22 protein-coding genes are annotated in these 24,459 nt (G+C 65.8%); 18 read left to right on the forward strand and 4 right to left on the reverse strand.

What is annotated here, in order from left to right; all coding sequences use genetic code 11:
* The first annotated feature begins 27 nt into the window (after nt 1–27).
* A complete protein-coding gene (locus tag F0Q04_RS11080) occupies nt 28–915 on the forward strand; it encodes a LysR family transcriptional regulator (RefSeq protein ID WP_116925192.1) in 888 nt (295 codons plus the stop codon).
* Here F0Q04_RS11080 and F0Q04_RS11085 read toward each other — a convergent pair.
* On the reverse strand, nt 897–2,315 hold the full coding sequence (locus tag F0Q04_RS11085; protein ID WP_182345443.1) for a short-chain fatty acyl-CoA regulator family protein: 1,419 nt from the start codon (nt 2,313–2,315) through the stop codon (nt 897–899). The two genes, F0Q04_RS11080 and F0Q04_RS11085, sit on opposite strands and share 19 nt — an antisense overlap.
* Before the next feature lie 159 nt (nt 2,316–2,474).
* Here F0Q04_RS11085 and F0Q04_RS11090 point away from each other — a divergent pair, with 159 nt between their 5' ends.
* The 12 genes from F0Q04_RS11090 to F0Q04_RS11145 all read left to right on the forward strand — a co-directional run bounded on the left by F0Q04_RS11090 (nt 2,475) and on the right by F0Q04_RS11145 (nt 18,338).
* Entirely contained in the window at nt 2,475–2,873 is a 399-nt protein-coding gene (locus F0Q04_RS11090; protein ID WP_116925194.1) for an acyl-CoA thioesterase, read from the forward strand.
* Nucleotides 2,870–4,048 carry a bifunctional 2-methylcitrate synthase/citrate synthase gene (gene prpC, locus F0Q04_RS11095; RefSeq protein ID WP_182345444.1) on the forward strand — a complete coding sequence of 393 codons (1,179 nt, stop codon included), beginning with the start codon at nt 2,870–2,872 and terminating at the stop codon, nt 4,046–4,048. Before F0Q04_RS11090 ends, prpC begins: the two co-directional genes overlap by 4 nt.
* 85 nt (nt 4,049–4,133) lie before the next feature.
* Nucleotides 4,134–6,773, forward strand: coding sequence for a Fe/S-dependent 2-methylisocitrate dehydratase AcnD (gene acnD / locus F0Q04_RS11100; protein WP_116925196.1), 2,640 nt, complete (start codon nt 4,134–4,136; stop codon nt 6,771–6,773).
* A gap of 25 nt (nt 6,774–6,798) precedes the next feature.
* Entirely contained in the window at nt 6,799–7,998 is a 1,200-nt protein-coding gene (prpF, locus tag F0Q04_RS11105) for a 2-methylaconitate cis-trans isomerase PrpF (RefSeq protein WP_116925197.1), read from the forward strand.
* A 15-nt stretch (nt 7,999–8,013) separates the two neighbouring features.
* The gene (locus tag F0Q04_RS11110; protein ID WP_182345445.1) at nt 8,014–8,874 is read left to right on the forward strand and encodes an isocitrate lyase/PEP mutase family protein; all 861 of its coding nucleotides are present in this window, start codon (nt 8,014–8,016) and stop codon (nt 8,872–8,874) included.
* A gap of 253 nt (nt 8,875–9,127) precedes the next feature.
* Nucleotides 9,128–9,817 (forward strand): response regulator, encoded by a 690-nt coding sequence (locus tag F0Q04_RS11115; RefSeq protein ID WP_116925199.1) that lies wholly within the window; start codon nt 9,128–9,130, stop codon nt 9,815–9,817.
* A 76-nt stretch (nt 9,818–9,893) separates the two neighbouring features.
* Nucleotides 9,894–10,745, forward strand: coding sequence for a hypothetical protein (locus F0Q04_RS11120; RefSeq protein ID WP_182345446.1), 852 nt, complete (start codon nt 9,894–9,896; stop codon nt 10,743–10,745).
* 7 nt (nt 10,746–10,752) lie between these two features.
* Nucleotides 10,753–11,817, forward strand: a complete 1,065-nt coding sequence (locus tag F0Q04_RS11125) for a PAS domain-containing protein (RefSeq protein WP_182345447.1) — start codon at nt 10,753–10,755, stop codon at nt 11,815–11,817.
* Between the two features lie 135 nt (nt 11,818–11,952).
* On the forward strand, nt 11,953–12,609 hold the full coding sequence (locus F0Q04_RS11130) for a GbsR/MarR family transcriptional regulator (protein ID WP_182345448.1): 657 nt from the start codon (nt 11,953–11,955) through the stop codon (nt 12,607–12,609).
* An 11-nt stretch (nt 12,610–12,620) separates the two neighbouring features.
* Nucleotides 12,621–14,063 carry an efflux transporter outer membrane subunit gene (locus F0Q04_RS11135; RefSeq protein ID WP_182345449.1) on the forward strand — a complete coding sequence of 481 codons (1,443 nt, stop codon included), beginning with the start codon at nt 12,621–12,623 and terminating at the stop codon, nt 14,061–14,063.
* A 22-nt stretch (nt 14,064–14,085) separates the two neighbouring features.
* Nucleotides 14,086–15,258 (forward strand): efflux RND transporter periplasmic adaptor subunit, encoded by a 1,173-nt coding sequence (locus tag F0Q04_RS11140; protein WP_116925203.1) that lies wholly within the window; start codon nt 14,086–14,088, stop codon nt 15,256–15,258.
* Complete coding sequence (locus F0Q04_RS11145) at nt 15,255–18,338, forward strand: efflux RND transporter permease subunit (RefSeq protein WP_182345450.1); 3,084 nt, start codon at nt 15,255–15,257, stop codon at nt 18,336–18,338. The genes F0Q04_RS11140 and F0Q04_RS11145 overlap by 4 nt, the downstream gene beginning before the upstream one ends.
* 213 nt (nt 18,339–18,551) lie before the next feature.
* Here the strand turns inward: F0Q04_RS11145 and F0Q04_RS11150 are convergent, their stop codons facing one another.
* Together F0Q04_RS11150 and F0Q04_RS11155 are read right to left on the reverse strand one after the other, a co-directional pair.
* On the reverse strand, nt 18,552–18,746 hold the full coding sequence (locus F0Q04_RS11150) for a hypothetical protein (RefSeq protein WP_133248088.1): 195 nt from the start codon (nt 18,744–18,746) through the stop codon (nt 18,552–18,554).
* Nucleotides 18,747–18,922: 176 nt separating this feature from the next.
* On the reverse strand, nt 18,923–19,183 hold the full coding sequence (locus F0Q04_RS11155; protein ID WP_232539609.1) for a hypothetical protein: 261 nt from the start codon (nt 19,181–19,183) through the stop codon (nt 18,923–18,925).
* Nucleotides 19,184–19,416: 233 nt separating this feature from the next.
* Here F0Q04_RS11155 and F0Q04_RS11160 point away from each other — a divergent pair, with 233 nt between their 5' ends.
* On the forward strand, nt 19,417–19,719 hold the full coding sequence (locus F0Q04_RS11160; RefSeq protein WP_116925207.1) for a DUF883 family protein: 303 nt from the start codon (nt 19,417–19,419) through the stop codon (nt 19,717–19,719).
* Nucleotides 19,720–19,839: 120 nt separating this feature from the next.
* Here the strand turns inward: F0Q04_RS11160 and F0Q04_RS11165 are convergent, their stop codons facing one another.
* A complete protein-coding gene (locus F0Q04_RS11165; protein WP_133248089.1) occupies nt 19,840–20,349 on the reverse strand; it encodes a hypothetical protein in 510 nt (169 codons plus the stop codon).
* A gap of 193 nt (nt 20,350–20,542) precedes the next feature.
* Here F0Q04_RS11165 and F0Q04_RS11170 point away from each other — a divergent pair, with 193 nt between their 5' ends.
* The 4 genes from F0Q04_RS11170 to F0Q04_RS11185 all read left to right on the forward strand — a co-directional run bounded on the left by F0Q04_RS11170 (nt 20,543) and on the right by F0Q04_RS11185 (nt 24,405).
* Nucleotides 20,543–21,661 (forward strand): 4-oxalomesaconate tautomerase, encoded by a 1,119-nt coding sequence (locus F0Q04_RS11170; RefSeq protein WP_116925209.1) that lies wholly within the window; start codon nt 20,543–20,545, stop codon nt 21,659–21,661.
* Nucleotides 21,662–21,730: 69 nt separating this feature from the next.
* The gene (locus F0Q04_RS11175; protein WP_182345451.1) at nt 21,731–22,759 is read left to right on the forward strand and encodes an amidohydrolase family protein; all 1,029 of its coding nucleotides are present in this window, start codon (nt 21,731–21,733) and stop codon (nt 22,757–22,759) included.
* 32 nt (nt 22,760–22,791) lie between these two features.
* A complete protein-coding gene (gene ligK / locus F0Q04_RS11180; protein ID WP_182345452.1) occupies nt 22,792–23,475 on the forward strand; it encodes a 4-carboxy-4-hydroxy-2-oxoadipate aldolase/oxaloacetate decarboxylase in 684 nt (227 codons plus the stop codon).
* Between the two features lie 12 nt (nt 23,476–23,487).
* A complete protein-coding gene (locus F0Q04_RS11185) occupies nt 23,488–24,405 on the forward strand; it encodes an amidohydrolase family protein (RefSeq protein WP_116925211.1) in 918 nt (305 codons plus the stop codon).
* The last annotated feature ends 54 nt before the right edge of the window (nt 24,406–24,459 follow it).

Here is a 24,459-nt window from a genome sequence, read left to right on the forward strand (position 1 = left end):
CAGATGGATGAGCTACAGTACCGGGCTATGGAATGGACCGTTGAACAACTGCGGCAGTTTGTCGCCACCGCCGACAGCGGCTCTTTCTCTGCCGCTGCACGTAGCTTGGGCAAGGCGCAGTCGGCCGTCAGCACCGCCGTGGGCATGCTGGAAGTGGACCTGGGCGTGGTGCTGTTTGACCGCTCGCACCGCAATGCCCAGCTCACCGATGCCGGCCGGGTGCTGCTGCTCGAAGCGCGTGAGCTGCTGCGCCAGGCCCAGCAGCTGGACCAGCGCGCGCAGGCGCTCAGCGGCGGGGCCGATGCCGAGCTGTCGCTGGCGATTGACGAGGCGCTGCCCTATACGGCGGTGGCAAGCCTGCTGCGCGAGATGGCGCAGCAGTACCCGGGCCTGGAGCTGCTGCTGCTCAATGGCACCGCCAGCGAGGTGGCCGACTATGTGGGCGAGGGCAGGGCGGGCATGGCCCTGCATATCGATCGGGGCCCGGTGCTGCAGCATTTTGAGCAGCGCCACCTGGGCACCGTGCCCCAGGGGGTGTTTGTGGCGACCGACCACCCGCTCGCCGATGGCCGGGTGGTGGGCCTGCAGCAACTGGCCCAGCACCGCCAGCTGCTGATGCATACCGAGGATGTGCACGAGCGCGCCTACAGCCCGCGCGTGTGGCGCTCAGATAGCTTCTACAACATCGCCGACATGGTGGCCGACAAGCTGGGCTGGGCGGTGCTGCCTGTCAATATCGCGCACTACGAAGGCAACCGCCAGGCGCTGCGCGAGGTGCCTTGCCCGGCGCTGGCGCTGCCCCCGCTGTCGGTGCGCATGCTCTGGCGCCAGGGCGCGCAGCGCAGCCCGACGGCGCAGTATGTCGAGCGGCGTTTTGGCCAGCTGCTGGCGGAGATTCAGACGCCCGAGCCGTAGGGGGTGAGGCGGCTGGCGTTCTCATCGACGGCCAGGCTTTTGCCCAGATAGGGAAAGGCGCGCTGCGGGCAGTGGTCGCGCTCGCAGACCTTGCAGCCCATGCCGATCGGCGTGGCCAGCTCCGGGTCCTGCAGGTCCATTCCCTTGGCATAGACGAGGCGCGCTGCATGGCGCAGGTCGCAGCCCAGGCCGATGGAAAATGTCTTGCGCGGCGCGCCATAGCCGCGCTGCCCGCCCGAGACCGAGCGCGCAATCCACAGGTAGCGCCGGCCATCGGGCATGCCCGCGACCTGGGCGAGCACCTGGCCGGGCTGGCCAAAGGCCTCGTAGACATTCCACAGCGGGCAGGTGCCGCCGGTGCGGCTGAAATGGAAATGCGTGGCCGACTGGCGCTTGGAGATATTGCCGGCCCGGTCCACCCGTACAAAGAAAAACGGCACGCCCGGGCTGCCTGGCCGCTGCAGGGTGCTCAGCCGGTGGCAGACGGTCTCAAAGCCCACGGCAAAGCGCTGGCCGAGCAGGTCAATGTCATAGCCCAGCGCCTCGGCGGCTTGTAGAAAGGGCCCGTAGGGCAGCAGCAGGGCGCCGGCAAAATAGTTGGCCAGGCCCAGCCGCGCCAGCCGGCGGGCAGCGGGGTCGCTGATGAGTGTTGGCACCTGGCTGAGGCTGTCGAGTGTGTCGCCGATCTCGAGCAGCGCCAGCTGGGTGGCAAGCTGGAACGCCTGCTGCGCGGTGCCCAGCGCAGAGGACAGCTGCAGCAGGCGCGAGGCGGGGTCGAACTGGCGTTTGCTCGCGCCTGCGCTGTCCACCAACTCCACCCGCACCTGGTGCGCCAGCGCCAGGCGCTCACGCAGCCAGTCGGCCAGCGGCCTGCCCGGGCGCTCTGCCTGGGCCTGGGCAGCCAGGCTTTCAGCGGCGCGGTCCACCGCATCAAAGTAGTTCTGGTGCGAGAAGAAGAAATCGCGCACCACCTCAAACGGCATGGCGGCGGGCTGGCTGCTGCCGGCGCGGTCATCGCCCAGCTGCAGCGACAGCGCTTCGAGCCGCTCCTTGGTCTCCAGATGGCGGCGGTACAGCGCCACCACCGCTGCGCCCAGCGCCGGCATTTGCGTGGCCACCTCTTGCAGCTCTGGCAGCGCAATGGCCTCGGGCGCATCGGCGAGGGCTTCGCGCAGCCCCGCCACCAGGCGCGCCTCTTCGTCTTCGGAGAACTGCTGGATATCCACGCCCAGGCTGCGGTGCAGTTTGAGCAGCACCGACACCGTCAGCGGCCGCTGGTTTTGTTCGATCTGGTTGAGGTAGCTGGGCGAGAGCCCCAGCGCATGGGCCAGCGCAATCTGGGACAGATTGCGTTCGGCGCGCAGCTTGCGCAGCTTGACGCCCATAAAGGTTTTTTTCATCGCAGAGTCTTTCGCGTCAACAGGGGCGCTCGCATCGAAGAGGCGGTGGAGTACCCAGATTCTACATTTCGCAAAATTCGCAAAATACCAGTTTTCATTCGCAGAAATTCGCCATTTCAGTGCTGTTCATCCCTTTGTATTTTGCGTAAATTGCGAAGCATGACAACACCTACCGGATTCGCCGAGTTGCAAGAGCTGGTACTGCCGGCGCTGGCCAACCACCACGGCACGCTGTTTGCGGGCCAGGGTTTGCAGCTGATGGCCAAGGCCGCGTTTTTGGCGGCGCGGAGCCTGGCGCAACGCGAAGTCGTGATGGCCGCCGTCAGCCGGGTGGACTTTGTGGCACCGGCACCGGTGGGCCATGCCCTGACCTTGCGCGCCTGGGTCAGCCGCGTAGGCCGCAGCTCGATGACCGTCTGCGTGACCGGCTCGGCCGGGCTGCCGGGGACGCCGCCCGAGCTGGTGCTCCAAGGTTTGTTTGACATGGTGGCCGTCGATGCCAAAGGCCGGCCCATCCCCCTCGATTGCGCATATTTGAACCAGGAACCCCTGCTATGACCACCACGACCGCCGAGGCCACCGCGCCCACCACGCCTTCGACCTTCAAGCCCAAGAAATCGGTTGCGCTCTCGGGCGTGACGGCGGGCAACACCGCCTTGTGCACCGTAGGGCGCAGCGGCAATGACCTGCACTACCGGGGCTATGACATTTTGGACATGGCCCAGGTCTGCGAGTTTGAAGAGATCGCCCACCTGCTGGTGCATGGCAAGCTGCCCAACCGCGCCGAGCTGCGCGCCTACAAGGACAAGCTCAAGACGCTGCGCGGCCTGCCCGCGAGCGTCAAGCAGGCGCTGGAGCAGCTGCCCGCCGCCAGCCACCCGATGGATGTGATGCGCACGGGGGTATCGGTGCTGGGCTGCACCCTGCCCGAGAAGGACGACCACAACCTGCCCGGCGCGCGCGATATTGCCGACCGCCTGATGGCATCGCTCGGCTCCATGCTGCTGTACTGGTACCACTTCAGCACCTCGGGCAAATGCATCGATGTGGAGACGGATGACGACTCCATCGGCGCGCATTTTCTGCACCTGCTGCATGGCAAAAAGCCCAGTGCGCTGTGGGAGCGGGCCATGCATACGTCGCTGAACCTGTATGCCGAGCATGAGTTCAATGCCTCGACCTTTACCGCCCGCGTCGTGGCCGGTACCGGTAGTGACATGTATTCGTCGATCACCGGCGCGATTGGCGCGCTGCGCGGCCCCAAGCATGGCGGCGCCAACGAGGTGGCCTTCGAGATCCAGAAGCGCTACGACAGCGCCGATGCCGCCGAGGCCGATATCCGCCGCCGGGTGGAGAACAAGGAGGTGGTGATTGGCTTTGGCCACCCGGTCTACACCGTCAGCGACCCGCGCAATGTCGTCATCAAGGGCGTTGCCAGGGAGCTGTCGCTGGAGGCCGGCTCCACGAAAATGTACGACATTGCCGAGCGCCTGGAGGCCGTGATGTGGGAGGCCAAGAAGATGTTCCCCAACCTCGACTGGTTCAGCGCCGTGAGCTACCACATGATGGGTGTGCCCACTGCGATGTTCACGCCGCTCTTTGTGATTGCGCGCACCAGCGGCTGGGCTGCGCATGTGATCGAGCAGCGCGTGGACAACAAGATCATCCGGCCCAGCGCGCACTACACGGGGCCGGAAGACCAGGTGTTCCAGCCCATCGACCAGCGCAACTGAGCTGTCGGCCGACACGACCTTCTACAGATCTATATAGAAAAGTGACACCCTGCGGGCGGCCCAGCCCGCCGGTCCGCACTGCCCCATGAACAGCAATTACCGACAAGCACTGGCCGGCACCGGCCTGGATTATTTTGATGCGCAGGCGGCAGTCGATGCGCTGGCGCCCGGCGCCTGGGCGCAGCTGCCGTATACGGCGCGCGTCCATGCCGAAAACCTGGTGCGCCGCGCCGACCCGGCGCAGCTGTCAGACTACCTGCGCCAGCTGATCGAGCGCAGGCGCGATATCGACTTTCCCTGGTTTCCCGTGCGCGTGGTCTGCCATGACATCCTGGGCCAGACGGCCTTGGTGGACCTGGCCGGCCTGCGCGATGCGATTGCCCAGGCGGGCGGCGATCCGGCCGCCGTCAACCCGGTGGTGCCGGTGCAGCTAATCGTCGACCATTCGCTGGCCGTCGAATGCGGCGGATTTGACCCGCAGGCCTTTGAGAAAAACCGCGCGATCGAGGACCGCCGCAATGAGGACCGCTTCCATTTCATCGAATGGAGCAAGCGGGCCTTTGCCAATGTGGATGTGATCCCCGCGGGCAACGGCATCATGCACCAGATCAACTTGGAGAAGATGTCGCCGGTGGTGTATGTGCAGGACGGTGTCGCCTTTCCCGATACCTGCGTGGGCACCGACAGCCATACGCCCCATGTCGATGCGCTGGGTGTGATTGCGGTGGGGGTGGGCGGGCTGGAGGCGGAGAATGTGATGCTGGGCCGGGCCTCTTGGATGCGCCTGCCCGATATTGTCGGCGTGGCATTGAGCGGCCAGCCCCAGCCGGGCATTACCGCGACTGACATCGTGCTGGCGCTGACCGAGTTCCTGCGCCAGCAAAAAGTGGTGGGCGCGTATCTGGAGTTTTATGGCGAGGGCGCGCGCAGCCTCTCGGTTGGTGACCGCGCCACCATTGCCAATATGTGCCCGGAGTATGGCGCCACTGCCGCGCTGTTTGCGGTGGATGCGCAGACGCTGGCCTACCTGCGGCTGACGGGCCGGGATGAAGCGCAGGTGCAGCTGGTCGAGACCTATGCCAGGACCGCCGGATTTTGGGCGGACAGCCTGCACGAGGTGCAGTACGAGCGGGTGCTGCAGTTTGACCTGTCGACGGTGGTGCGCAATATGGCGGGTCCGTCCAACCCGCACCGGCGTCTGCCGACCTCGCAGCTGACCGCGCGCGGCATTGCCGGCGCCGAGCCCCTGGCGCTGGCGCGCGCCCAAGAAGCCCAGGGCCTGCTGCCCGATGGTGCCATCATCATCGCCGCCATCACCAGCTGCACCAACACCAGCAATCCGCGAAATGTGATCGCTGCGGCGCTGCTGGCGCGCAATGCGCGGCGCCTGGGCCTGGTGCGCAAGCCCTGGGTCAAGACCTCGCTCGCGCCCGGATCCAAGGCGGTGCAGCTGTACCTGCAAGAGGCGGGTCTGCTGGAGGACCTGGAGGCGCTGGGCTTTGGCATCGTCGCCTTTGCCTGCACCACCTGCAATGGCATGAGCGGCGCGCTCGATACGCAGATCCAGCAGCAGATCATTGAACGCGACCTCTACACCACCGCAGTGCTGTCGGGCAACCGCAATTTTGACGGACGCATCCACCCCTATGCCAAGCAGGCGTTTCTGGCCTCGCCACCGCTGGTGGTGGCCTATGCGATGGCGGGCACCATCCGCTTTGACATCGAAAAGGACGTGCTGGCCGTCGTGAACGGGCAGGAGATCCGGCTGCAGGACCTGTGGCCGAGCGACGCGGAGATCGATGCCGTGGTGGCGCAAGCGGTCAAGCCTGCGCAGTACCGCGCGGTGTACGAGCCCATGTTTGCAGTCCAGGCAGACAACGGCGAGCGGGCGGCTCCGCAGTACGCTTGGCGCCCCCAGTCCACCTATATCCGCCGCCCGCCGTATTGGGACACCGAAGGTGTGGGCGCGCTGGCAGCGCATCCGCGCACGCTCAAGGGGCTGCGGCCGCTGGCACTGCTGCCCGACAACATCACTACCGACCACCTCTCGCCATCCAACGCCATTCTGCCCAGCTCGGCCGCTGGCGAGTACCTGGCCAAGATGGGCCTGCCCGAGGAGGACTTCAACTCCTACGCCACGCACCGGGGCGACCACCTGACCGCCATGCGCGCGACCTTTGCCAACCCCCAGCTGGTCAACGAGATGGCCGTGGTGGGTGGCCAGGTGCAAAAAGGCTCGCTGGCCCGCATCGAGCCCGAGGGGCAGGTGGTGCGCATGTGGGAGGCGATGGAGACCTATCTGCAGCGCCGCCAGCCGCTGATCATCATTGCCGGTGCCGACTATGGCCAGGGCTCCAGCCGCGACTGGGCCGCCAAGGGCGTGCGCCTGGCGGGGGTGGAGGCAGTGGTGGCCGAGGGTTTTGAGCGCATCCACCGCACCAACCTGATCGGTATGGGTGTGCTGCCTCTGGAGTTCCAGCCGGGCACGACACGCAAGACGCTGCAATTGGATGGTACGGAGACCTATGATGTGGAAGGTGAACGCACAGCGCGCGCTACGCTGAGCCTGGTGATCTGGCGCCGCAGCGGCCTGGTGGACCGCGTGCCGCTGACCTGCCGCCTCGATACCGGCGAGGAGCTGTCTGTCTACGAGGCAGGCGGCGTGCTGCAGCGCTTTGCGCAGGATTTTCTGGCATCGCGCGCGGTGCAACCGGCCTCGGTGTGAATGCCTAGTTTTTTTCTGAACGACCATGACGAACCTGACCGCCCATCCTCCCCAGATCAAGATCCCCGCCATTTATATGCGGGGCGGCACCAGCAAGGGGGTGTTCTTCCATGTGCCGGATTTGCCGCTGCCCGCGCAGCAGTCTGGCGCGGCGCGCGATGCGATCTTGCTGCGCACCCTGGGCAGCCCCGACCCCTATGGCAAGCAGATCGATGGCCTGGGCAATGCGTCCTCCAGCACCAGCAAGGCGGTGCTGCTGGCCAGGAGCACTCGCGCTGACCATGATGTGGACTACCTGTTTGGCCAGGTGGCCATCGACAAGCCCTTGGTGGACTGGAGTGGCAACTGCGGCAACCTCTCGGCCGCCGTCGGCCCCTGCGCGATCGCGATGGGCCTGATCGATCCGGCCCGCATCCCGCACAACGGGCTGTGCACGGTGCGTATATGGCAGGCCAATATCGGCAAGACCATCATGGCCCAGGTGCCCATCCGCAACGGACAGGTGCAGGAGAGCGGCGACTTTGCGCTCGATGGCGTGAGCTTTCCCGCTGCCGAGGTGCAGCTGGCCTTCATGGACCCGGCTGATGAGGGCGAGGATGGTGGCGCCATGTTCCCCACCGGCCAGCTGGTGGACCAGCTCGATGTGCCAGGGGTAGGCCGCTTTGCCGCGACCTTGATCAATGCCGGCATCCCGACGATCTTTCTCAATGCGCAAGACCTGGGCTACACCGGCTGCGAGCTGCAGGGCGATATCAATGGCGATGCGCAGGCCTTGGCGCGCCTGGAAGCGATTCGTGCCTGCGGCGCGCTGAAGATGGGCCTGATCCAGGACCTGGCCGAGGCCGCGAGCCGCCAGCACACGCCCAAGATTGCCTTTGTGGCGCCGCCGGCCAGCTACACGGCATCGAGCGGCAAGGCGGTGGAGGCGCAGGACGTGGACTTGCTGGTGCGCGCGCTGTCGATGGGCCAGCTGCACCACGCGATGATGGGCACGGCAGCGGTGGCCATTGGCACGGCTGCAGCCGTGCCGGGTACCCTGGTCAACCTGGCCGCCGGTGGCGGCGAGCGCAGCGCGGTGCGCTTTGGCCACCCCTCGGGAACCCTGCGGGTGGGAGCGGAGGCGCGCCTGCAGGATGGCCAGTGGGTGGTGACCAAGGCGCTGATGAGCCGCAGCGCACGCATTCTGATGGAAGGCGCCGTGCGGGTGCCGGGCGATTGTTTTTGAACGGGGGACGGTGGGATGGATACCAAGCAACTGCTGAAAGACATGGTGGCGGCGCGCCGGGGCGTGCTGGTGCCGGGCGCCTTCAATGCGCTGTCGGCCAAGGTGATCGAGGACCTGGGCTTTGAGGCGATTTACGTGACCGGCGCGGGCGTGACCAATATGTGGTTGGGCCTGCCGGACCAGGGCTTTATGGGCCTCGCTGAGATCGCCGACCACACGGCGCGCATCCGCGATACGGTCAGTGTGCCCTTGCTGGTCGATGCCGATACCGGTTTTGGCAATGCGCTCAATGTCTACCACACGGTGCGCACCCTGGAGCGTGCCGGTGCCGACTGCATCCAGCTCGAAGACCAGGTGGCGCCCAAGCGCTGCGGGCATTTCAACGGCAAGGAGGTGGTCTCCACCGAAGAGGCGGTGAGCAAGATCAAGGCCGCCGTCGATGCCCGGCGCGACCCGAACCTGCTGATCATGGCGCGCACCGATGCGGCGGCCACCCATGGCTTTGAGGCGGCGGTGGAGCGGGCCCAGCGCTTTGCCGAAGCCGGGGCCGATATTTTGTTTGTCGAGGCGGTCACCAGCGCTGAAGAGATCCGCGCGCTGCCCAAGCGGCTCGCCACCCCGCAGCTGATGAACATGGTGATTGGCGGCAAGACCCCCATTTTTGATGCCGAGCAACTGGGCGCGCTGGGCTACGGCATCGTGCTCTATGCCAATGCGGCGCTGCAGGGGGCAGTGGCCGGCATGCAAAAGACCTTGACCGTGCTGCGCGATGAGAAGTCGGTGCAGGAGGCGAGCGGCCTGGTGGCCACCTTTGCCGAGCGCCAGCGCCTGGTGGGCAAGCCCGCCTGGGATGCGCTGGAGAAGCGGTTTACTTAGAGTCGCTAACACGACCCAGCAAACCGAAGGTTTGCGATTGAGACTAGGCGTCGAGCCGCAGGCAGTACAGTAGTACGACAAGGTTCGGCAACGACGTATCAAGGGTTGTGTTAGCGACTCTTAAGGGCGATCATTGGCCGCTGCCACGCGGTGTTCAGCAAACCGTCACGGCGCTGAAATTCACCAGTTTCAGTGAGGGGCAAGGGCCTGGGCTTGCGGAATAATTGCAGCACTTGGAATATGAACGGATCCCATGCCCACCCAGATGCTCACCGCCGATCTCGCACTGCCCGCACCCGTACTGGTGGTGGAGGACAACCCGCTGGTGCGCAACCGGCTGCAGGGCTTGCTGCAGCAGCTGGGCTACAGCAGCGATGCGCTGGTGATGGCCGGGTCGCTCGCCCAGGCGCGCGCTTACCTGGCGGGCGAGGCCCACACCGTATCACTGGTGCTGGTGGACCTGGGCCTGCCCGATGGCAGTGGTATCGAGCTGATCGAGGAGCTCCATGCCCAGGCGCCCAACTTGCCGATGCTGGTGGTGTCTGCCTGGAGCACGCAGGAAATGATCTGGGCGGCCTTGCGCGCGGGCGCCGTGGGCTATGTGCTCAAGGAGCGCGACGACATGGAAATGGCCATGGCCTTGCGCAGCGTGCTGCGCGGCGGCGCGCCCATCGACCCCTTTATTGCCCGGCGCATTATTGAGGAGCTGCCGCTGCAAGCCCCGCCAGCCGTGCAGGCGGCGGACGACCCGGGCTTGAGTGCGCGCGAACACACTATCCTGCACCTCGTGGTCGAGGGCCTGAGCAACCGCGAGATTGCCGAGCGCCTGTTTCTGTCGCGCTACACGGTCGAGTCGCATATCAAGAATGTCTACCGCAAGCTGTCGGTGTCCTCGCGCACCCAGGCAGCGCAGGAAGCGCGCCGGCGCCGCCTGGTGGATTGAGCCGGACGCGCGCAGCGCTGGTCCCTTTTCTCGCTTTCCCCCAACCGCCCGCCCATCCCATCTGGAGTGATTGACCGTGCCCCACACTTTTTTTGATGCGCCTTTGCTGATTCGAGACGGTATCGGCACATGGGTCGATACGCAGGAGAAGCCCTATGTCTGCAATATCGATGGCATGCCCACATTCAAGGACAAGCTCCCTGCAGCGGTGAAGGAGCTGCAGCCTGTGGCCGGCACTCCGGTGGCCGGCAGCCCGGTGGCGGGCAGCCCCGCGGCCGGTTCCCCCGAGCCCTCTTGGGGTCGCGGCTACCAGGTCAGTGGCACGCATCGCTTGCCGCCGACAACATTTGGTGAGGAGACTAAGTTGGAGTTCGTCGCCACCGAGGTGGTGTACGAGCCGCTGTGGGCCACGCGCGAGGCCGCTGCTGCGTTTGGCATCACCTTGATCGAGCCGGGCCAGGGCCTGCGCATGCAAAGCCCGATCCGCCATCTGGAGAACACCCCGTTCGAGTACGGCATGTTTGCCGGCCAGCAGTGTCCGTACCTGGACGATGCGCAGCGCAACCAGCTGCAGCCCACGGTCTGCACCGACCTGGAGCACCATGATTTCCCGCATGTGTTCTCCTCGGTAGACCCCCAGCTGCCGCTGGTGATTTCGGTAGGGCGCTATTGGCCCCACCGGGATAGAATCTTTCTCGCCGATCTTTGGGTGCCCCGGGGCATGGCCTTGTACATGCCGCCCAGGCCCAAAATCCCGGATGCGGCCTATATCGATCTGCACGGCAACCGCAATTCAGCCCTGGCCTGTTGGCGGGGAGGCACACAAAGAAGTGTGCAGACCCTGACCTTGCTGCCCAAAGACAGCGGGTACTTCTACTGGTTCTGGAATGCGTTGCCGACGGTTCACCCCTTGTTGACGCAACCCTGACACCCCTATGCTCGATACGCAGCCTCGTCTACGCACCCTGGAGCCCGATACCGACAACGGCCTCTACCAAACGTTGCTGGAGTCCACGTTGGCGATTCCGTTCCGCATCGATTGGGCGAGCAAAAAGTACACCTATGTGGGCCCACAGATCGAGGCGCTGCTGGGCTGGCCCCAGGACAGCTGGCAGACGGTGAACGATTGGGCCGAGCGTATCCACCCGGACGAGCGCGACACGACGGTCAACCGCTGCGTGGGGCTGTGCCTGGCCGGCGTGGACCACGAGGCTGAGTACCGCGCGCTGACCAGTGAAGGCAGCTTTGTCTGGGTGCGCGAGGTGGTGCATGTGCTGTGCGATGCACAGGGCGAGACCACCGGGCTGATCGGCTTTACCTTCGACATCACCGAGCAGAAGAAGGCCGAGCAGGTCAAGGCCGAGCTCGATGCACAAAAGCTGTCGAACGCGCGCCTGCAAGAGCGCCTGGCCCTGACCCATGACCTTCATGACGGGCTCGGTGGTTCGCTGGTGCACATGATTGCTGCCGTGGAGCAGGGCGGCGGTGGCAGCCTGACGCGGCCCCAGGTGCTGTCCATGCTCAAGCACATTCGTGATGACCTGCGCCAGACTATTGACAGCAACTCCTCGGCCCAGGTGCGCGTGCCCGCGTCGCCGCAGGAGTGGCTGGCCCCGTTGCGCCACCGCTTTGCCAACCTGTTCGATGCGCTCGACATCCGCTGCGACTGGCAGTTTGCGCCCGCCTGGCGCACACCGCCCGATGCGCTGCAGTACCTGGCGATGACGCGCCTGGTCGAGGAGGGCCTCACCAATGTCATCAAGCACAGCCAGGCGCGCCAGGTGCGCCTGTCCTTTCTGCAGCCTGAGGCCGATGGGCTGGTGCTGGAGATCGAAGACGATGGCGTGGGCTTTGATGCCGCAGCCGTGGAGGCTTCGGGCCTGGGCATCGGCATGCGCTCGATGGCCGTGCGTATCGGCCGCGTGGGCGGCGTGCTCGAGATCGATTCCGAGCCGGGGCGCACCCTGCTGACGGCGCGGCTGGCCTTGCGCCAGTCCTGACCACCAGTAGCACAGCACCGCAGGGCCGACCACCACGGCCCTTTTTCTTTTTTAGGCGAGCGTTACTTCTAATAACTAGGGTCAACCCGAATTCGTTTATATTGTTCAGCGGTGACTGAACAATATGGATAAAGGATGGTGGCTGTGACCCAGCAGGACAAGGCGAAGGCGGCCTCGGCGGCCAAGAAGGCGCATGAAGCGCTGGAAGCGCGCGAGCTGTTTATCGAGCGCAATGCGATCCAGGCGGAAACCAGTGGCCTGCCCCGGATTGCAGGGCGCCTGATCGGCATCTTTTTGCTCGATGGCGGGCCCATCAGCTTTGCCGAGCTGGCCGAGCGCATGCAGGCCAGCCGCGCCAGCGTGAGCACCAATACCCGTTTGCTCGAACGCCTGGGGATCATCGAGCGGGTGGCGATGCGCGGCGAGCGCCAGGACTTTTTCAGCCTGCGCGCCAACCCCTTCTTGATCGTGCTGGAGCAGAGCATTGCCGATTGCCAGCGCTTTACGACCTATGTGGATGAGCTGCTGGCGGCCAGCCCGCTGTCCGCTGATGCCACCGCGCGCCTCAAGCAGGCGCAGGATTTTCATGCGGTGACGGCCCAGACCTTGCAGGAGCTGCTGGCCAAGCTGGCCGAGCGGCAAAAGCAGGCGGCGGCGCCACCGGTGCCTGCCCGGCGATCGGCACGTGCCGAGAGGGCGGCAGCCGCTGCTGCAACCACGCCCAAAATGCCTAAAGCACCTAAAGTGCGCCAAGCTCGCGCGCCGTCATCCAGCCGCAAAGCACCAGACTGAGTACCCGAGCCATGAAATACGTTCTATGGGCGGCCGCGCCGCTGTGCCTGGCGGCTTTGTCGGGGTGCTCGTCGGTGCCGGATGCGCCCGCGCCAGCGCCGGTGGTGGCGTCGCAGTTTTCGGTGGCCTCTTCGTTGCCGGACCTGCAGCCAGCGCAGGCGGCGCCCCAGCTCGATACCTGGTGGACCCTGTTCGAGCAGCCCCAGCTCAACCGCCTGGTGGACCAGGCCTTGGCGGCCAGCACCGAGGCGCGGATGGCGCTGGCGCGGGTGCGCGAGGCCAGGGCGGTGCGCGAGGCGGCGCTGACCCAGTACCAGCCCCAGGGCGGCCTGCGCGCCAGCGGCGAGCGCAGAAGCGTGCAGCGGCTGGGCGGTGCATCGGCGGGTGGGGTTGGCCTGGGCCGGCAAAGTAGCGCCGGGCTGGACCTGCAAGTCTCCTGGGAGCTCGATGTGCTGGGCCGGGGTGATGCGCTGGCGCGGCAGGCCGATGGCGACTTTGGCGCGGCGCTCTATGGCGCCTATGGCGAGCGCGCGGCCTTGGTGGCCGAAGTGGCGCGCAGCCTGTTTGAGGCCCAGCGCCTGACCGCTGCGCTGGCCGATGCCCAGGCGACGATCACCATCCAGACCCGCCTGCAGCAGGTGCTGGCGCGCAAGCTCGAGCGCGGCCTGGTGGCGCTGGCCGATGTGGCGCGGGTCGATGCCAGCTTGCTGGCAGCCCAGGCCAATGCGCTGGTGCTGCAGTCGCAGCTCGATGCCGCACGGCGCGCCTTGCTGGTGCTGGTGGGGCAGGGCGACCAGCCCTTGTCGGCCCTGGTGCTCGATGACAGCCAAACCCAGGCGCCGGCGCTGCCGCGTGCCTTGCCTGCGGATTTGCTGGCGCGGCGCCCCGATGTGCTGCAGGCCCAGGCGCAGATGGATGCGGCCGCGGGCGGCCTGGAGCTGTCGCGCCTGGCGCTGCTGCCCAGCATCACCTTGACGCCCGGGCTGGGGCTGAACTGGCAAAAGCAGGGCGCGTCGCTCAGCACCGGGCTGTGGTCGCTGGCAGGCAATGTGGCCATGCCGGTACTGGACCGCCCGCGCTTGTTGGCCAACGCCCGCGCTCAGGGCGCCCGCGCCGAGCAGGCGGTGATCGCCTATGAGCAGGTGGTGCAGCGCGCGTTTTCCGAGACGGACCAGGCGCTGCTCCGCATGGCGCCCGATACACAGCGGCTGAAAGTGCTGGCGCAGGCCGAGGCGCGGGCGCAGACGGCCTATGAGGCGGCGCGCAAGGGCTATGAGGCCGGCTTTTTTGACCTGGTGGTGGTGCTCGATGCCGAGCAGGTCTACCGCGACTCGCGCGGTGGCCTGACCCAGGCGCGCGCTGAAGCCTTGGCGCATGCGGTGCAGGTGTTCCAGGCGCTGGGCGGCGGTTGGCCCCGGGATGCGCTGGGCACCGATACACAGAAGACGAATTGAGAGGGATGCAATGCTGCAATCAATGACAAGCGGATGGCGCGTGGGCTTGGGGCTAGGCCTGGGGTCGCTGGCCCTGCTGGGCCTGGTGGCCTGCTCCGAAGGCAGTGCGGACAAGACTGCGAAGCCGGTGGCCGAGGTGGTGCGAACGGTGAGCGTGGCGCAGGTGGAGCTGCGTCCCATGGGTGGGGTGCAGCAGGCATCGGGCCTGCTGGTGGCGCGCGAAGAAATTGCGATTGGCCCGGAGCTGAGCGGCTACCGGGTGGCCGCGCTGCTGGCCGATGAGGGCGACCAGGTACGTGCCGGCCAGCCGCTGGCGCGGCTCGATGACGGCTTGCTGCAGGCCAAGATTGCCCAGGCCCAGGCCAGCCTGGTGCAGGCCAAGGCGCAGGCCAGGCAGGCCCGGGCCGAATCGGCACGGGTCGAAGGCCTGGACGGCCAGGGCGTGCTGTCGGACGAGCAGATCCAGCAGCGCCGCACGGCAGCGGCCAGCGCCCAGGCCAATGCCGATGTGGCAGCGGCCAACCTGGCGGGGCTGCGCGTAGAGGCCGAGCGCATGGTGCTGCGCGCGCCGGTGGCCGGTGTGGTGCTGCAGCGCAATGTGCGCCGGGGCGATGTGGCCAGCCCTGGGGGCGAGGCGATGTTCCGCCTGGCGCGGGACGGCATGGTGGAGCTGGCTGCCGAGGTGCCCGAGGACCAGGTGGACCGTATCCAGCCGGGCAACCAGGTGGCGGTGACCCTGGCTTCGGGTGTTGAGCTGGAGGGCCAGGTGCGGCTTTTGTCGCGCCGGGTGGACGACAAGACCAAGCTGGCCCAGGTGCGCGTGGCGCTGCCGGTGCGGGCCGATCTGCGCCCCGGCGGCTTTGCGCAGGCGCGTTTTGCGCAGGCGGCCGCACCGGTGGCGGCAGTGCCAGAAAAAGCCATCCACTTTGAAGCCGGTGGCCCGCAGCTGGCCACGATCGATGCCGACAGCCGTATCCGCAAGCTGCCGGTGAGCCTGGGCGCCCGTGCCCAGGGCTGGGTGGCCTTGCGCGATGGCCCGCCGCTGGGCACGCGCCTGGCCTTGGGCGGCGGCGCCTTTGTGCTGGAGGGGGACCGGGTGCAGATCAATGGCGCTGCCCAGCCGGCCGCCGTGCCTGCCACGCCGGAGGCGGCACCTGCACCTGCACCTGCTGCTGCGGCTGGAGGCCAGCGATGAAGCTGCGTATCTCCGCCTGGTCCATCCAGAACCCGATCCCCGTGGTGGTGCTGTTCATCGCCATCCTGGTGGCCGGGCTGATGGCCTACCGTGTCATGCCGATCAAGCTCTACCCGGATGTGTCCTTTCCCATCGTGCAGGTGGCAGTGGCCTTGCCCAGCGCGGCGGCCACCGAGGTGGAAACCCAGGTCACCCGCGTGGTGGAAGACGGGGTGGCCAATGTCGCCCGCGTCAAGCATGTGATCTCGACCGTCACCCAGGGCATGTCGCTGACCTTGGTGGAGTTCGAGATTGGGCTGGAGCCGCAGCGGGCCGTCGACGAGGTGCGGGCGGCCATTGACCGTGTGCGCGCCAACCTGCCAGCCAGCATCGAGCCGCCGATTGTCGAGCGCCTCGATTTTGATGCCATGCCCTTGCTGACCTATGCGGTTTCCGCCCCGGGCATGGACGATGTGGAACTGAACTGGTTCATTGAGGATGTGGTGGCGCGCAAGCTGGTGGCGCTGCCCGGCGTGGGCCAGGTGACCCAGGTGGGGGGTGTGGCGCGCGACATCACCGTGACCTTGGACCCCGCCAAGCTGCAGGCGCTGGGACTGACGGCTGTGGCGGTGAACGATGCGCTGCGCGCGCACAACCTCGATGCATCGGGCGGCCGCACGCAGATTGGTGCGCAGGAGCAGCAGGTGCGTATCCTCGCGGCCGCCCCTTCGGTGCAGGAGCTCGAGCAACTGGTGATTGCCACCCGTGACGGCCGCCATCTGCGCCTGGGCGATGTGGCCACCGTGGCCAGTGGCGCCAGCGACCGGCGCGGCTTTGCGGCCTTGAATGGCGAGGCGGTGGTCGGTTTTCAGGTGATGAAGACCAAGGCCGCGTCCGACGTGGATGTGGAGACGGCGGTGGCCAAGGCGGTGGCGGCGCTGGCCAAGGAGCAGCCCGGGGTCTCGTACCAGCTGGTGTCATCGGGCGCCAAGAACACCCGCGAGAGCTTTGATGCCACGGTGGCGACCTTGCTCGAAGGCATGCTGCTGGCGGCGGTCGTCGTGTTCATGTTCTTGCGCGACTGGCGCGCGACGCTCATTGCGGCGGTGGCCATGCCGATCTCGCTGATCCCCACGTTTGCGGTGATCCATTGGCTCGGCTATTCGCTCAATATGCTGTCCCTGCTGGCCTTGACCTTGGTGATCGGCGTGCTGGTCGATGACGCCATTGTCGAGGTGGAGAACATCCAAAAAAGGGTGCAGGCCGGCGCCTCGCCCTGGCGCGCCTCGATGGAAGGGGCCGACGCGATTGGCCTGGCGGTGGTGGCCACCACCTTGGCCATTGCCGTGGTGTTTTTGCCGGTCGCCTTTATGGGTGGCTATGCCGGGCCGTACTTCCGCGAGTTCGGGGTGACGGTGGCCGTGTCGGTGATGTTTTCGCTCTTGGTGGCGCGCCTGCTGTCACCGCTGATGTGCGCCTATTTGCTTAAGCCCTCCGCGCAGCCGCATCCCCAAAAGCCCTTTACTGGCCGCTACCGCCGGTTGCTGGAGTGGGCGCTGGCGCACCGCTGGTGGTCGCTGGCGGCCGGGGTGCTGATTTTTGTCGGCTCGCTGGTGCTCGCCTCGCTGCTGCCCACCGGCTTTGCGCCCAAGGGCGATGGCGGCACGGTGCAGATCAACCTGCAAGGCGCGCCCGGCGCGACCACCGAAGACATGCGCGCCTCGGCCGCCAGCCTGACCCGTTTGCTGCGCCAGCAAGGGGATGTGCAGGATGTGTTTGTCAGCGTGGGCAGCAGCCAGCGCGATGGCGACCCGCGCAAGGGCAGCGTGATTGTGCAGCTCAAATCACCGCGCTCGATGACGACCAAGGCCTTCCAGGACCATCTGCGGCCTCTGCTGCTGCAGGTGCCCGATGTGCGGCTGAGCTATAGCGAGAGCGAAGGCGGCGGCACGCAGAACCTGCAGGTAATCCTGGGTGGCCACCATGGCGAGCTGCTGCGGCGCACGGCCGCAGACGCCGAGCGCGAGCTGCGCGGCCTGCCCATGCTGGCCAATGTGCACCAGGTGGCGCCCAACCCGGGCCCCGAGCTGGTGATACGGCTCAAGCCCGATGCGGCCGCGCGCCTGGGCGTGACCCCCGATGTGGTGGCCGAGGTGGCGCGCATGGCCAGCCTGGGTGACCTGGATGCGACCGCCTCCAAGTTCAACACCGGGCGCCAGCGGCTGGCGGTGCGCGTGCGGCTGCCCCAGGGTACCTTGCGTGATCTGGACAGTATTGGCGCGCTGCGCGTGCCCACGGGGCAGGGTGGCACGGTGCCCTTGTCGGCGGTGGCGGACATGCATTTCCAGGTGGGCGAATCCCACATCGATCGCTTTGACCGCGAGCGCCGCATCACCTTGGAGGCGGAGGTCCATGGCGTGTCGCTGGGCCAGGCCAATGCGGCCGTGGATGCGCTGCCGTTCCTGAAGAACCTGCCCGAGGGCGTATCGCGCCCGCTCTATGGCGATGCCGAGGGCATGCAGGAGCTGTTTGCCAGCTTTGGCCTGGCCATCATGGCGGGGGTGGGGCTGATCTTTGGCGTGCTGATCTTGCTGTTCCGCAGCTTTGTCAAACCGGTGGTGATTCTGGCGGCACTGCCGCTGTCGCTGGCCGGCGCCTTTTTGGCCTTGCTGGCAACAGGCGGAGAGCTGAACCTGCCGGTGCTGATTGGCTTGCTGATGCTGATGGGCCTGGCGGCGAAGAACTCGATCTTGCTGGTCGAGCATGCGGTGGAGGCCGAGCGCATGGGCAAGAGCCAGACCGAGGCCCTGCTGGAAGCCGCCCATGAGCGCACCCGGCCGATCATCATGACCACGATTGCGATGGCCATGGGCATGCTGCCTACCGCTTTGGGCGTGAGCAGCGGCTCGGAGTTCCGCCAGCCGCTCGCCGTTGCCGTCATCGGCGGGCTGGTGTCGTCCACCGCCTTGTCGCTGGTGCTGGTGCCGGTGGTCTATGCGGTGATGGATGATCTGGAGAACTGGCTGCGGCCCAAACTGGCGCGCTGGGTGACCTTGCCCAGTGCTCAGGATCAGCGGGAGACGCTACAGGCCCACCAATGAGAGCCGCAAACAAAACCCTTGATACGTCGTTGCCTAGCCGGCCGCCTCAAGCCTTGCCGTACGTTTGTACTGTCTGCGGTTTGACACCTCGTCTCAACCGCAAACCTCCGGTTTGCTGGGTCGTGTTAGCGGCTCCAAGTTCGCTGCCGTGCGGCCCCCGGCGCAGCGGTTGCGCCGGGCAACAAAAAACCCGCTGGATCAGCGGGCTGCGGTTCACAAACCTGTTTCCTTCCAGTTCGGGACGGTAATGGGGCTGGTGAGTTGGTCAATCTTGGCGTCAATCAGCATCATCTTGGCGTGCTCGGGCGTACCTTCCTGTGGGTTCTGCATCAAAAGACTGGCACCTTCGGCTTTGAGCTGTTCCAGGTAATCGCCTGTGGCAGCATCCTCCTGCTTTCGTTGCGACACGGCAAACCTTCCTGTCGGTGCCACATGGACGGGCTCCAACGTGGACAGCTTAGTACGAAAGCAAGATTTATCCTATAGATGCATTTGTATATTTGATCATGTTACAAAATAAATCATTTGCCCCCAAATAGGGTTTTCGAATGCTGTACCGCTGATGTCTGCGGCGATGAAATGCCTCAAGTGGCCGATGGTTTGCTTGCTTTGGGCCGGCCGTCGGGGGCACGCGCATCGGTATCGATCAGACCGCGCTTGAGATCTGTATGGGCTTGCTCCATCTCGGGCGAGGGCTCTGGGCTGGTCTCCCCCACGGACTGGTCTTTTTCATGGGGCATCTTGGCCTGCGAGCCGGTGTCATGGGGCTGCTGCTTGCGGGTGGTGTTGATCTTGGTCTCGTCGCTCGCGGGCGGGTTGGTTTTCTCGGGGGCTTGGTCTGGCATACATCCTCCAGGGTTCATGGGGCTCAGCGCCCATGGTGGACTGCAAGGCAAGGCTTGTGTGTAGGAAAAGCGGGGGCAGCGCTTGTGCGCCAAAGCATGGTTTTGTTCTGCCACCGCTGATAGCAGAACCCTTGCACGCCGATGCGGGCGGCTTTCCTACATGGCGCTAGTTTGTCTTTGGATAAGGTATGAGCTAGAGCACATTTTGGGCTTGGTACAAGAAAGGAAAGAACATGTTTTTCAAGAAGCGACAAGTCAGCCTCTCCGATGTGAAGGGGGATGTCGACCAGTTGGTGGGCGATGTGCGTGCACTGCTGTCGGTCAAGGAGCTCGATGCGATCCCCGAGATCAAGCGCATTCGCGAGCGCATGGACGAGGGCATGGGCATGGCCCGCGATTCCGCAGCCCGCGCCATTGCGCAAACCAAGCACACCGCCGCATGCACTGACAAATATGCGCATGACGAGCCCTGGCACATTGCAGGCGCAGCATTGGCCATTGGTGTGGTGCTGGGCTACGCAGCCTGCCGTCGCTGATCGCCAAATTTTGGGGCTGGCGGCGCCGGCCCTTTGTGCATGCGAGAAAACCTGCGCTGACCGCATCGGGTCAGCGCAGGTTTTTTTGCGCCATGTCCACCGGCGCCGCGCCATGCGGCATCAACGCGGCGGGTTTGCGAGGGGCAAGTCGCTGCGGGCAGGCGCCAGCGGAGTCAAGGGACGGTCAGTGGACATGGCAGGGGGCGCCTCCACGCGTTTGACCTGGGCATCTTGCTGGGCTTTGCGATAGGCCGCCTCGGCGTCTTTTTTGCAGATGCCGACGGCATCACCGCGCATCTCATTGCAGCGCTCGTTGGCAACGCGGTAGTCTGCTTCGGCTCTGGCCACACGCACTTGGTAACTGTGGCCGGCGTCGCCCAGCACTTTGGCATCGCGCTCGGCCTGGGCCACGCGCTGGCTGCCTTTGGCATCCTCTATGCAGATGTGCTTGTCGTTGCCCTGCAGCGACTGGCAATGGGCGATGGCCGTGCTGTACTGGGCCGCAATGCGGTCGGTTTCAGCGCGGAGCTCCTCATCGCTCATCGCAGAGGCCGTGGCAGCGATACACAGGCTCGCCAGCGCGGCGGCCGCTTTCCTAGAAACTTTGGAGGTAGCTCTCTTAATCAGCATGCCCCATGCTAGGACAGAGGCGGGTGAAGGCCTGACAGCAGCCGATGCCATCTGCCGTAGGACGAGGCGCGCCTGTGCGTTGCCTGTGCGGCGCAGATATGCCAGCAGGGTATAGCTGCTAGGCCGCTGTGCCCGTGGCTCTTTGTGGTGTCTGTCCCCAGAATGGATACCAACAGAACACGGGGAGCATTCCATGCCAACAGCGATTCCTTGCCTGCTGATGCGGGGCGGCACGTCCAAAGGGCCATTCTTCAATGCCGCCCATTTGCCCCAGGATACGGCCACGCGGGACCGGGTGCTGTTGGCCGCAATGGGCTCACCCGACGGCCGGCAGATCGACGGCATTGGCGGCGGGCATGCGCTGACCAGCAAGATCGGCATTGTCAGCCGCTCGGCGCAAGCGGGGGTGGATCTGGAGTTTCTGTTCGCCCAGGTGCAGCCGGACATGGGCACGGTCGATACCCGCCCCAACTGCGGCAATATGCTGGCCGCGGCGGTGCCCTTTGCGCTGGCCTCGGGCATGGTGCAGGCCCAAGGTGAGCGTGCCAGCTTTCGCGTGTTGGCCCGCAACACCGGCATGCTGGCCGATATCACGCTGCCGCTATCTGGCGGCCAGCTGGCAGATGGCGGAGACGCCCGCATCGATGGCGTGCCGGGCAGCGCTGCGCCGATCGAGATCTGTTTTCAGGAAACAGCGGGGTCGGTCTGCAAGAGCCTGCTGCCCACCGGCAAGGCGCGCGAGCGCATGGACGTGGCAGGAGAGGGCTTTGCGCCATTCAGCGTGGAGGTGACCTGCATCGACAACGGCATGCCGTTGGTGATGGTCAAAGCAAAGGATATGGGTGCCAGCGGCTATGAGACCGTTGCCCAGCTCGATGCCCACCACCATCTTCGGCGCCGGCTGGAGGCGCTGCGCCTGCAGGCCGCGAAGGCCATGGGTCTGGGTGACGTCTCTGCCAAAAACTACCCCAAGATGACCCTGGTGGCGCCGCCCCGGCATGGCGGTGCGATCAGCACGCGCAGCTTTATCCCCCATGTGTGCCACGAAAGCATTGGCGTGCTGGCCGCGGTCACGGTGGGCACGGCCGTTGAGCTGCCAGGCTCCGTCTGTGACGGATGGGCCCGGCGGGCCAGCGGTGCCGATGCCGATACGGTCGCCATCGAGCATCCCTCCGGCGTGTTGAGCGTCAAGCTCAAGCAGGGCGTGGCGCAGGCCGATGCGCCGCCCCAGGTGGCCTTGCTGCGCACAGCGCGGGTGCTGATGCGCGGCGAGGTGATGGTGCCCAGCGCCATCTGGGCAGGGCCCGTGTAACGCAGGGCCATACAAAGCCACGTTTGGCTGCAAGCGCTACCAAAGAGAACAAACAGGGAGGAGCACCGCATGATTATTGATGTACATGGGCATTACACAACCGCACCTGCTGGCTTGGGCCAGTGGCGCGACCTGCAGATGGCTGGCCTCAAGGACCCACGCCTGACGCCTCGGGCCGCAGATTTGCGCATCAGCGATGACGAGATTCGCGAGACCATCGAGTGCAACCAACTCCAGCTGATGCGCCAGCGGGGGCTGGACCTGACCGTCTTCAGCCCGCGCGCCAGCTTCATGGCCCACCATATCGGCGATTTCGAGACATCGAGCGCCTGGGCCGAGGTCTGCAATGAGCTGTGCTTTCGCGTGAGCGAGCTGTTCCCCGACCACTTTGTGCCGGCCGCGATGCTGCCCCAGTCCCCGGGTGTCGATCCCCGCACCTGCATCACCGAGCTGGTGCGCTGTGTCGAGCAATACGGCAATGTGGCGATCAACCTCAACCCTGATCCCTCCGGTGGGCACTGGACTGCGCCGCCGCTGTCTGACCGCTCCTGGTACCCGATTTACGAAAAGATGGTGGAGTACGACATCCCCGCGATGGTGCATGTCTCCACCAGTTGCAATGCCTGCTTTCACACCACTGGCGCGCACTACCTCAATGCCGACACAACGGCCTTTATGCAGTGCCTCGACAGTGCGCTGTTCCAGGACTTTCCCACGCTGCGCCTGCTGATCCCCCACGGAGGAGGGGCCGCGCCTTACCACTGGGGGCGGTTTCGGGGGCTGGCGCAGGCGCTGGGCAAGCCCTTGCTCGAGGAGCACCTGCTCAACAACCTGTATTTTGACACCTGTGTCTACCACCAGGCCGGCATTGACTTGCTCACCCGGGTGCTGCCAGCCAAAAACATTCTGTTTGCCAGCGAAATGGTGGGGGCGGTGCGCGGCATCGATCCGCAAACCGGCCACCACTACGACGACACCCGGCGCTATATCGAGGCAACGCCTCATCTCAACGACGAAGAGCGACATCAGGTCTACGAGGGCAATGCGCGCCGCGTGTTTCCGCGCCTGGATGCCGTGCTTCGCCACCGGGGGCTGTGAAGCGCCCGCCACCCACCAACAAGGACATTTCCATGTATGAACTCGGTGTTGTTTACCGCCATATCCAGCGTGCTGACCGTGCCGCAGCCGATGGCCTGGCCCCTCTGGGTTCGGCCACGGTGCATGAGGCCATGGGCCGTGTCGGCCTGCTCCAGCCAGCGCTGCGTCCCATCGCCGCGGGCCAGTGTGTCTCCGGCACAGCGGTGACGGTGCTGCTCCAGCCTGGCGACAACTGGATGTTGCATGTGGTGGCAGAGCAGATCCAGCCTGGCGACATCGTCGTGGCGGCCGTGACCTCACCATGCAGCGATGGCTATTTTGGCGACCTGCTGGCCACCAGCTTTCAGGCGCGTGGCGCACGGGCGCTGGTCATCGATGCGGGCGTGCGCGATACCAAGGCCTTGCAGGAGATGGGGTTCCCCGTCTGGAGCCGGACGGTGTCCTCCAAGGGCACGATCAAGGCAACGCTGGGCTCGGTCAACATCCCGGTCGTCTGCGCCGGCATGTGGGTCACCCCGGGCGATGTGATCGTGGCCGATGACGATGGTGTGGTCTGCGTGCCTGCCGCCATCGCGCCTGCCACCTGGGAGACCGCGCTGGACCGAGAGCGTTTTGAGACGGCCAAACGTGCCCAGCTGGCCGCTGGCGTGTTGGGGCTGGATCTCTACCAGATGCGTGTGCCGCTGGCCAAATCCGGCCTGCGCTATATCGACTAAAGGGGTTGCATCGTGTCCTTGTCTGTCAAAACCCCCGGCTGGCTGGATTGGCATCCCTGGCCGGCAAAGCCTGTGCTGCAGTTACCCGAGGGCGCCGTAGATGCGCACTGCCATGTGTTTGGGCCGGCTGCGGAGTTCCCCTTTGCCGCTGAGCGCAAATACACCCCCTGTGATGCCAGCAAGCAGCAGCTGTTTGCATTGCGTGACCACCTGGGCTTCTCGCGCAATGTGATTGTGCAAGCTACCTGCCACGGTGCGGACAACCGGGCCATGGTCGATGCCTGCAAGACATCCGGCGGCAAAGCGCGGGGGGTCGCCACCGTGCGGCGCAGCATCACCGACCAGGAGCTGCAAGAGCTGCACCTGGCCGGCGTGCGGGGCGTGCGCTTTAACTTTGTCAAGCGGCTGGTGGATGTGACCCCGCAGGATGAACTCCAGGAGATTGCCGAGCGCATCGCCGCTTGGGGCTGGCATGTGGTGGTTTATTTTGAAGCGCAGGACCTGCCTGAGCTGTGGCCATTCTTGCGCCGCTTGCCCACCCCCGTCGTGGTAGACCACATGGGGCGCCCCGATGTCGGCCAAGCCGCCGATGGGCCGGAGTTCGGCATGTTTTTGCAGCTGATGCACGAGAGCGACAACCTCTGGTGCAAGGTCAGCTGCCCGGAGCGCTTGTCGCTGACGGGCCCGCAGGCGCTGCATGGCGAGCGCCGCGCCTACCAGGATGTGGTGCCTTTTGCGCGCCGGGTGGTCGAGGCCTTTCCCAGCCGTGTGCTCTGGGGCACCGATTGGCCCCATCCCAATCTGAAGGGCCACATGCCCGATGACGGCTTGCTGGTGGATTTCATCGCCCAGATCGCCCCCACGCCTGCGCTGCGCCACCAGTTGCTGGTGGACAACCCCATGCGTCTGTATTGGCCAGAGGAGGCATGAGCCCACAGGATGTTTCCACGCGGATCCGCCCATCGGGCTGCGGGCCAGGACCCC

The organism is Comamonas koreensis, assembly GCF_014076495.1.
Lineage (GTDB): Bacteria > Pseudomonadota > Gammaproteobacteria > Burkholderiales > Burkholderiaceae_C > Comamonas > Comamonas squillarum.

Coding starts and splice junctions, on each gene's coding strand:
- F0Q04_RS11080 (WP_116925192.1), top strand. CDS start 28: ATGGAATGGACCGTTGAACAACTGCGGCAGTTTGTCGCCACCGCCGAC.
- F0Q04_RS11085 (WP_182345443.1), bottom strand. CDS start 2,315: ATGAAAAAAACCTTTATGGGCGTCAAGCTGCGCAAGCTGCGCGCCGAA.
- F0Q04_RS11090 (WP_116925194.1), top strand. CDS start 2,475: ATGACAACACCTACCGGATTCGCCGAGTTGCAAGAGCTGGTACTGCCG.
- prpC (WP_182345444.1), top strand. CDS start 2,870: ATGACCACCACGACCGCCGAGGCCACCGCGCCCACCACGCCTTCGACC.
- acnD (WP_116925196.1), top strand. CDS start 4,134: ATGAACAGCAATTACCGACAAGCACTGGCCGGCACCGGCCTGGATTAT.
- prpF (WP_116925197.1), top strand. CDS start 6,799: ATGACGAACCTGACCGCCCATCCTCCCCAGATCAAGATCCCCGCCATT.
- F0Q04_RS11110 (WP_182345445.1), top strand. CDS start 8,014: ATGGATACCAAGCAACTGCTGAAAGACATGGTGGCGGCGCGCCGGGGC.
- F0Q04_RS11115 (WP_116925199.1), top strand. CDS start 9,128: ATGCCCACCCAGATGCTCACCGCCGATCTCGCACTGCCCGCACCCGTA.
- F0Q04_RS11125 (WP_182345447.1), top strand. CDS start 10,753: ATGCTCGATACGCAGCCTCGTCTACGCACCCTGGAGCCCGATACCGAC.
- F0Q04_RS11130 (WP_182345448.1), top strand. CDS start 11,953: ATGGTGGCTGTGACCCAGCAGGACAAGGCGAAGGCGGCCTCGGCGGCC.
- F0Q04_RS11135 (WP_182345449.1), top strand. CDS start 12,621: ATGAAATACGTTCTATGGGCGGCCGCGCCGCTGTGCCTGGCGGCTTTG.
- F0Q04_RS11140 (WP_116925203.1), top strand. CDS start 14,086: ATGACAAGCGGATGGCGCGTGGGCTTGGGGCTAGGCCTGGGGTCGCTG.
- F0Q04_RS11145 (WP_182345450.1), top strand. CDS start 15,255: ATGAAGCTGCGTATCTCCGCCTGGTCCATCCAGAACCCGATCCCCGTG.
- F0Q04_RS11155 (WP_232539609.1), bottom strand. CDS start 19,183: ATGCCAGACCAAGCCCCCGAGAAAACCAACCCGCCCGCGAGCGACGAG.
- F0Q04_RS11160 (WP_116925207.1), top strand. CDS start 19,417: ATGTTTTTCAAGAAGCGACAAGTCAGCCTCTCCGATGTGAAGGGGGAT.
- F0Q04_RS11165 (WP_133248089.1), bottom strand. CDS start 20,349: ATGCTGATTAAGAGAGCTACCTCCAAAGTTTCTAGGAAAGCGGCCGCC.
- F0Q04_RS11170 (WP_116925209.1), top strand. CDS start 20,543: ATGCCAACAGCGATTCCTTGCCTGCTGATGCGGGGCGGCACGTCCAAA.
- F0Q04_RS11175 (WP_182345451.1), top strand. CDS start 21,731: ATGATTATTGATGTACATGGGCATTACACAACCGCACCTGCTGGCTTG.
- ligK (WP_182345452.1), top strand. CDS start 22,792: ATGTATGAACTCGGTGTTGTTTACCGCCATATCCAGCGTGCTGACCGT.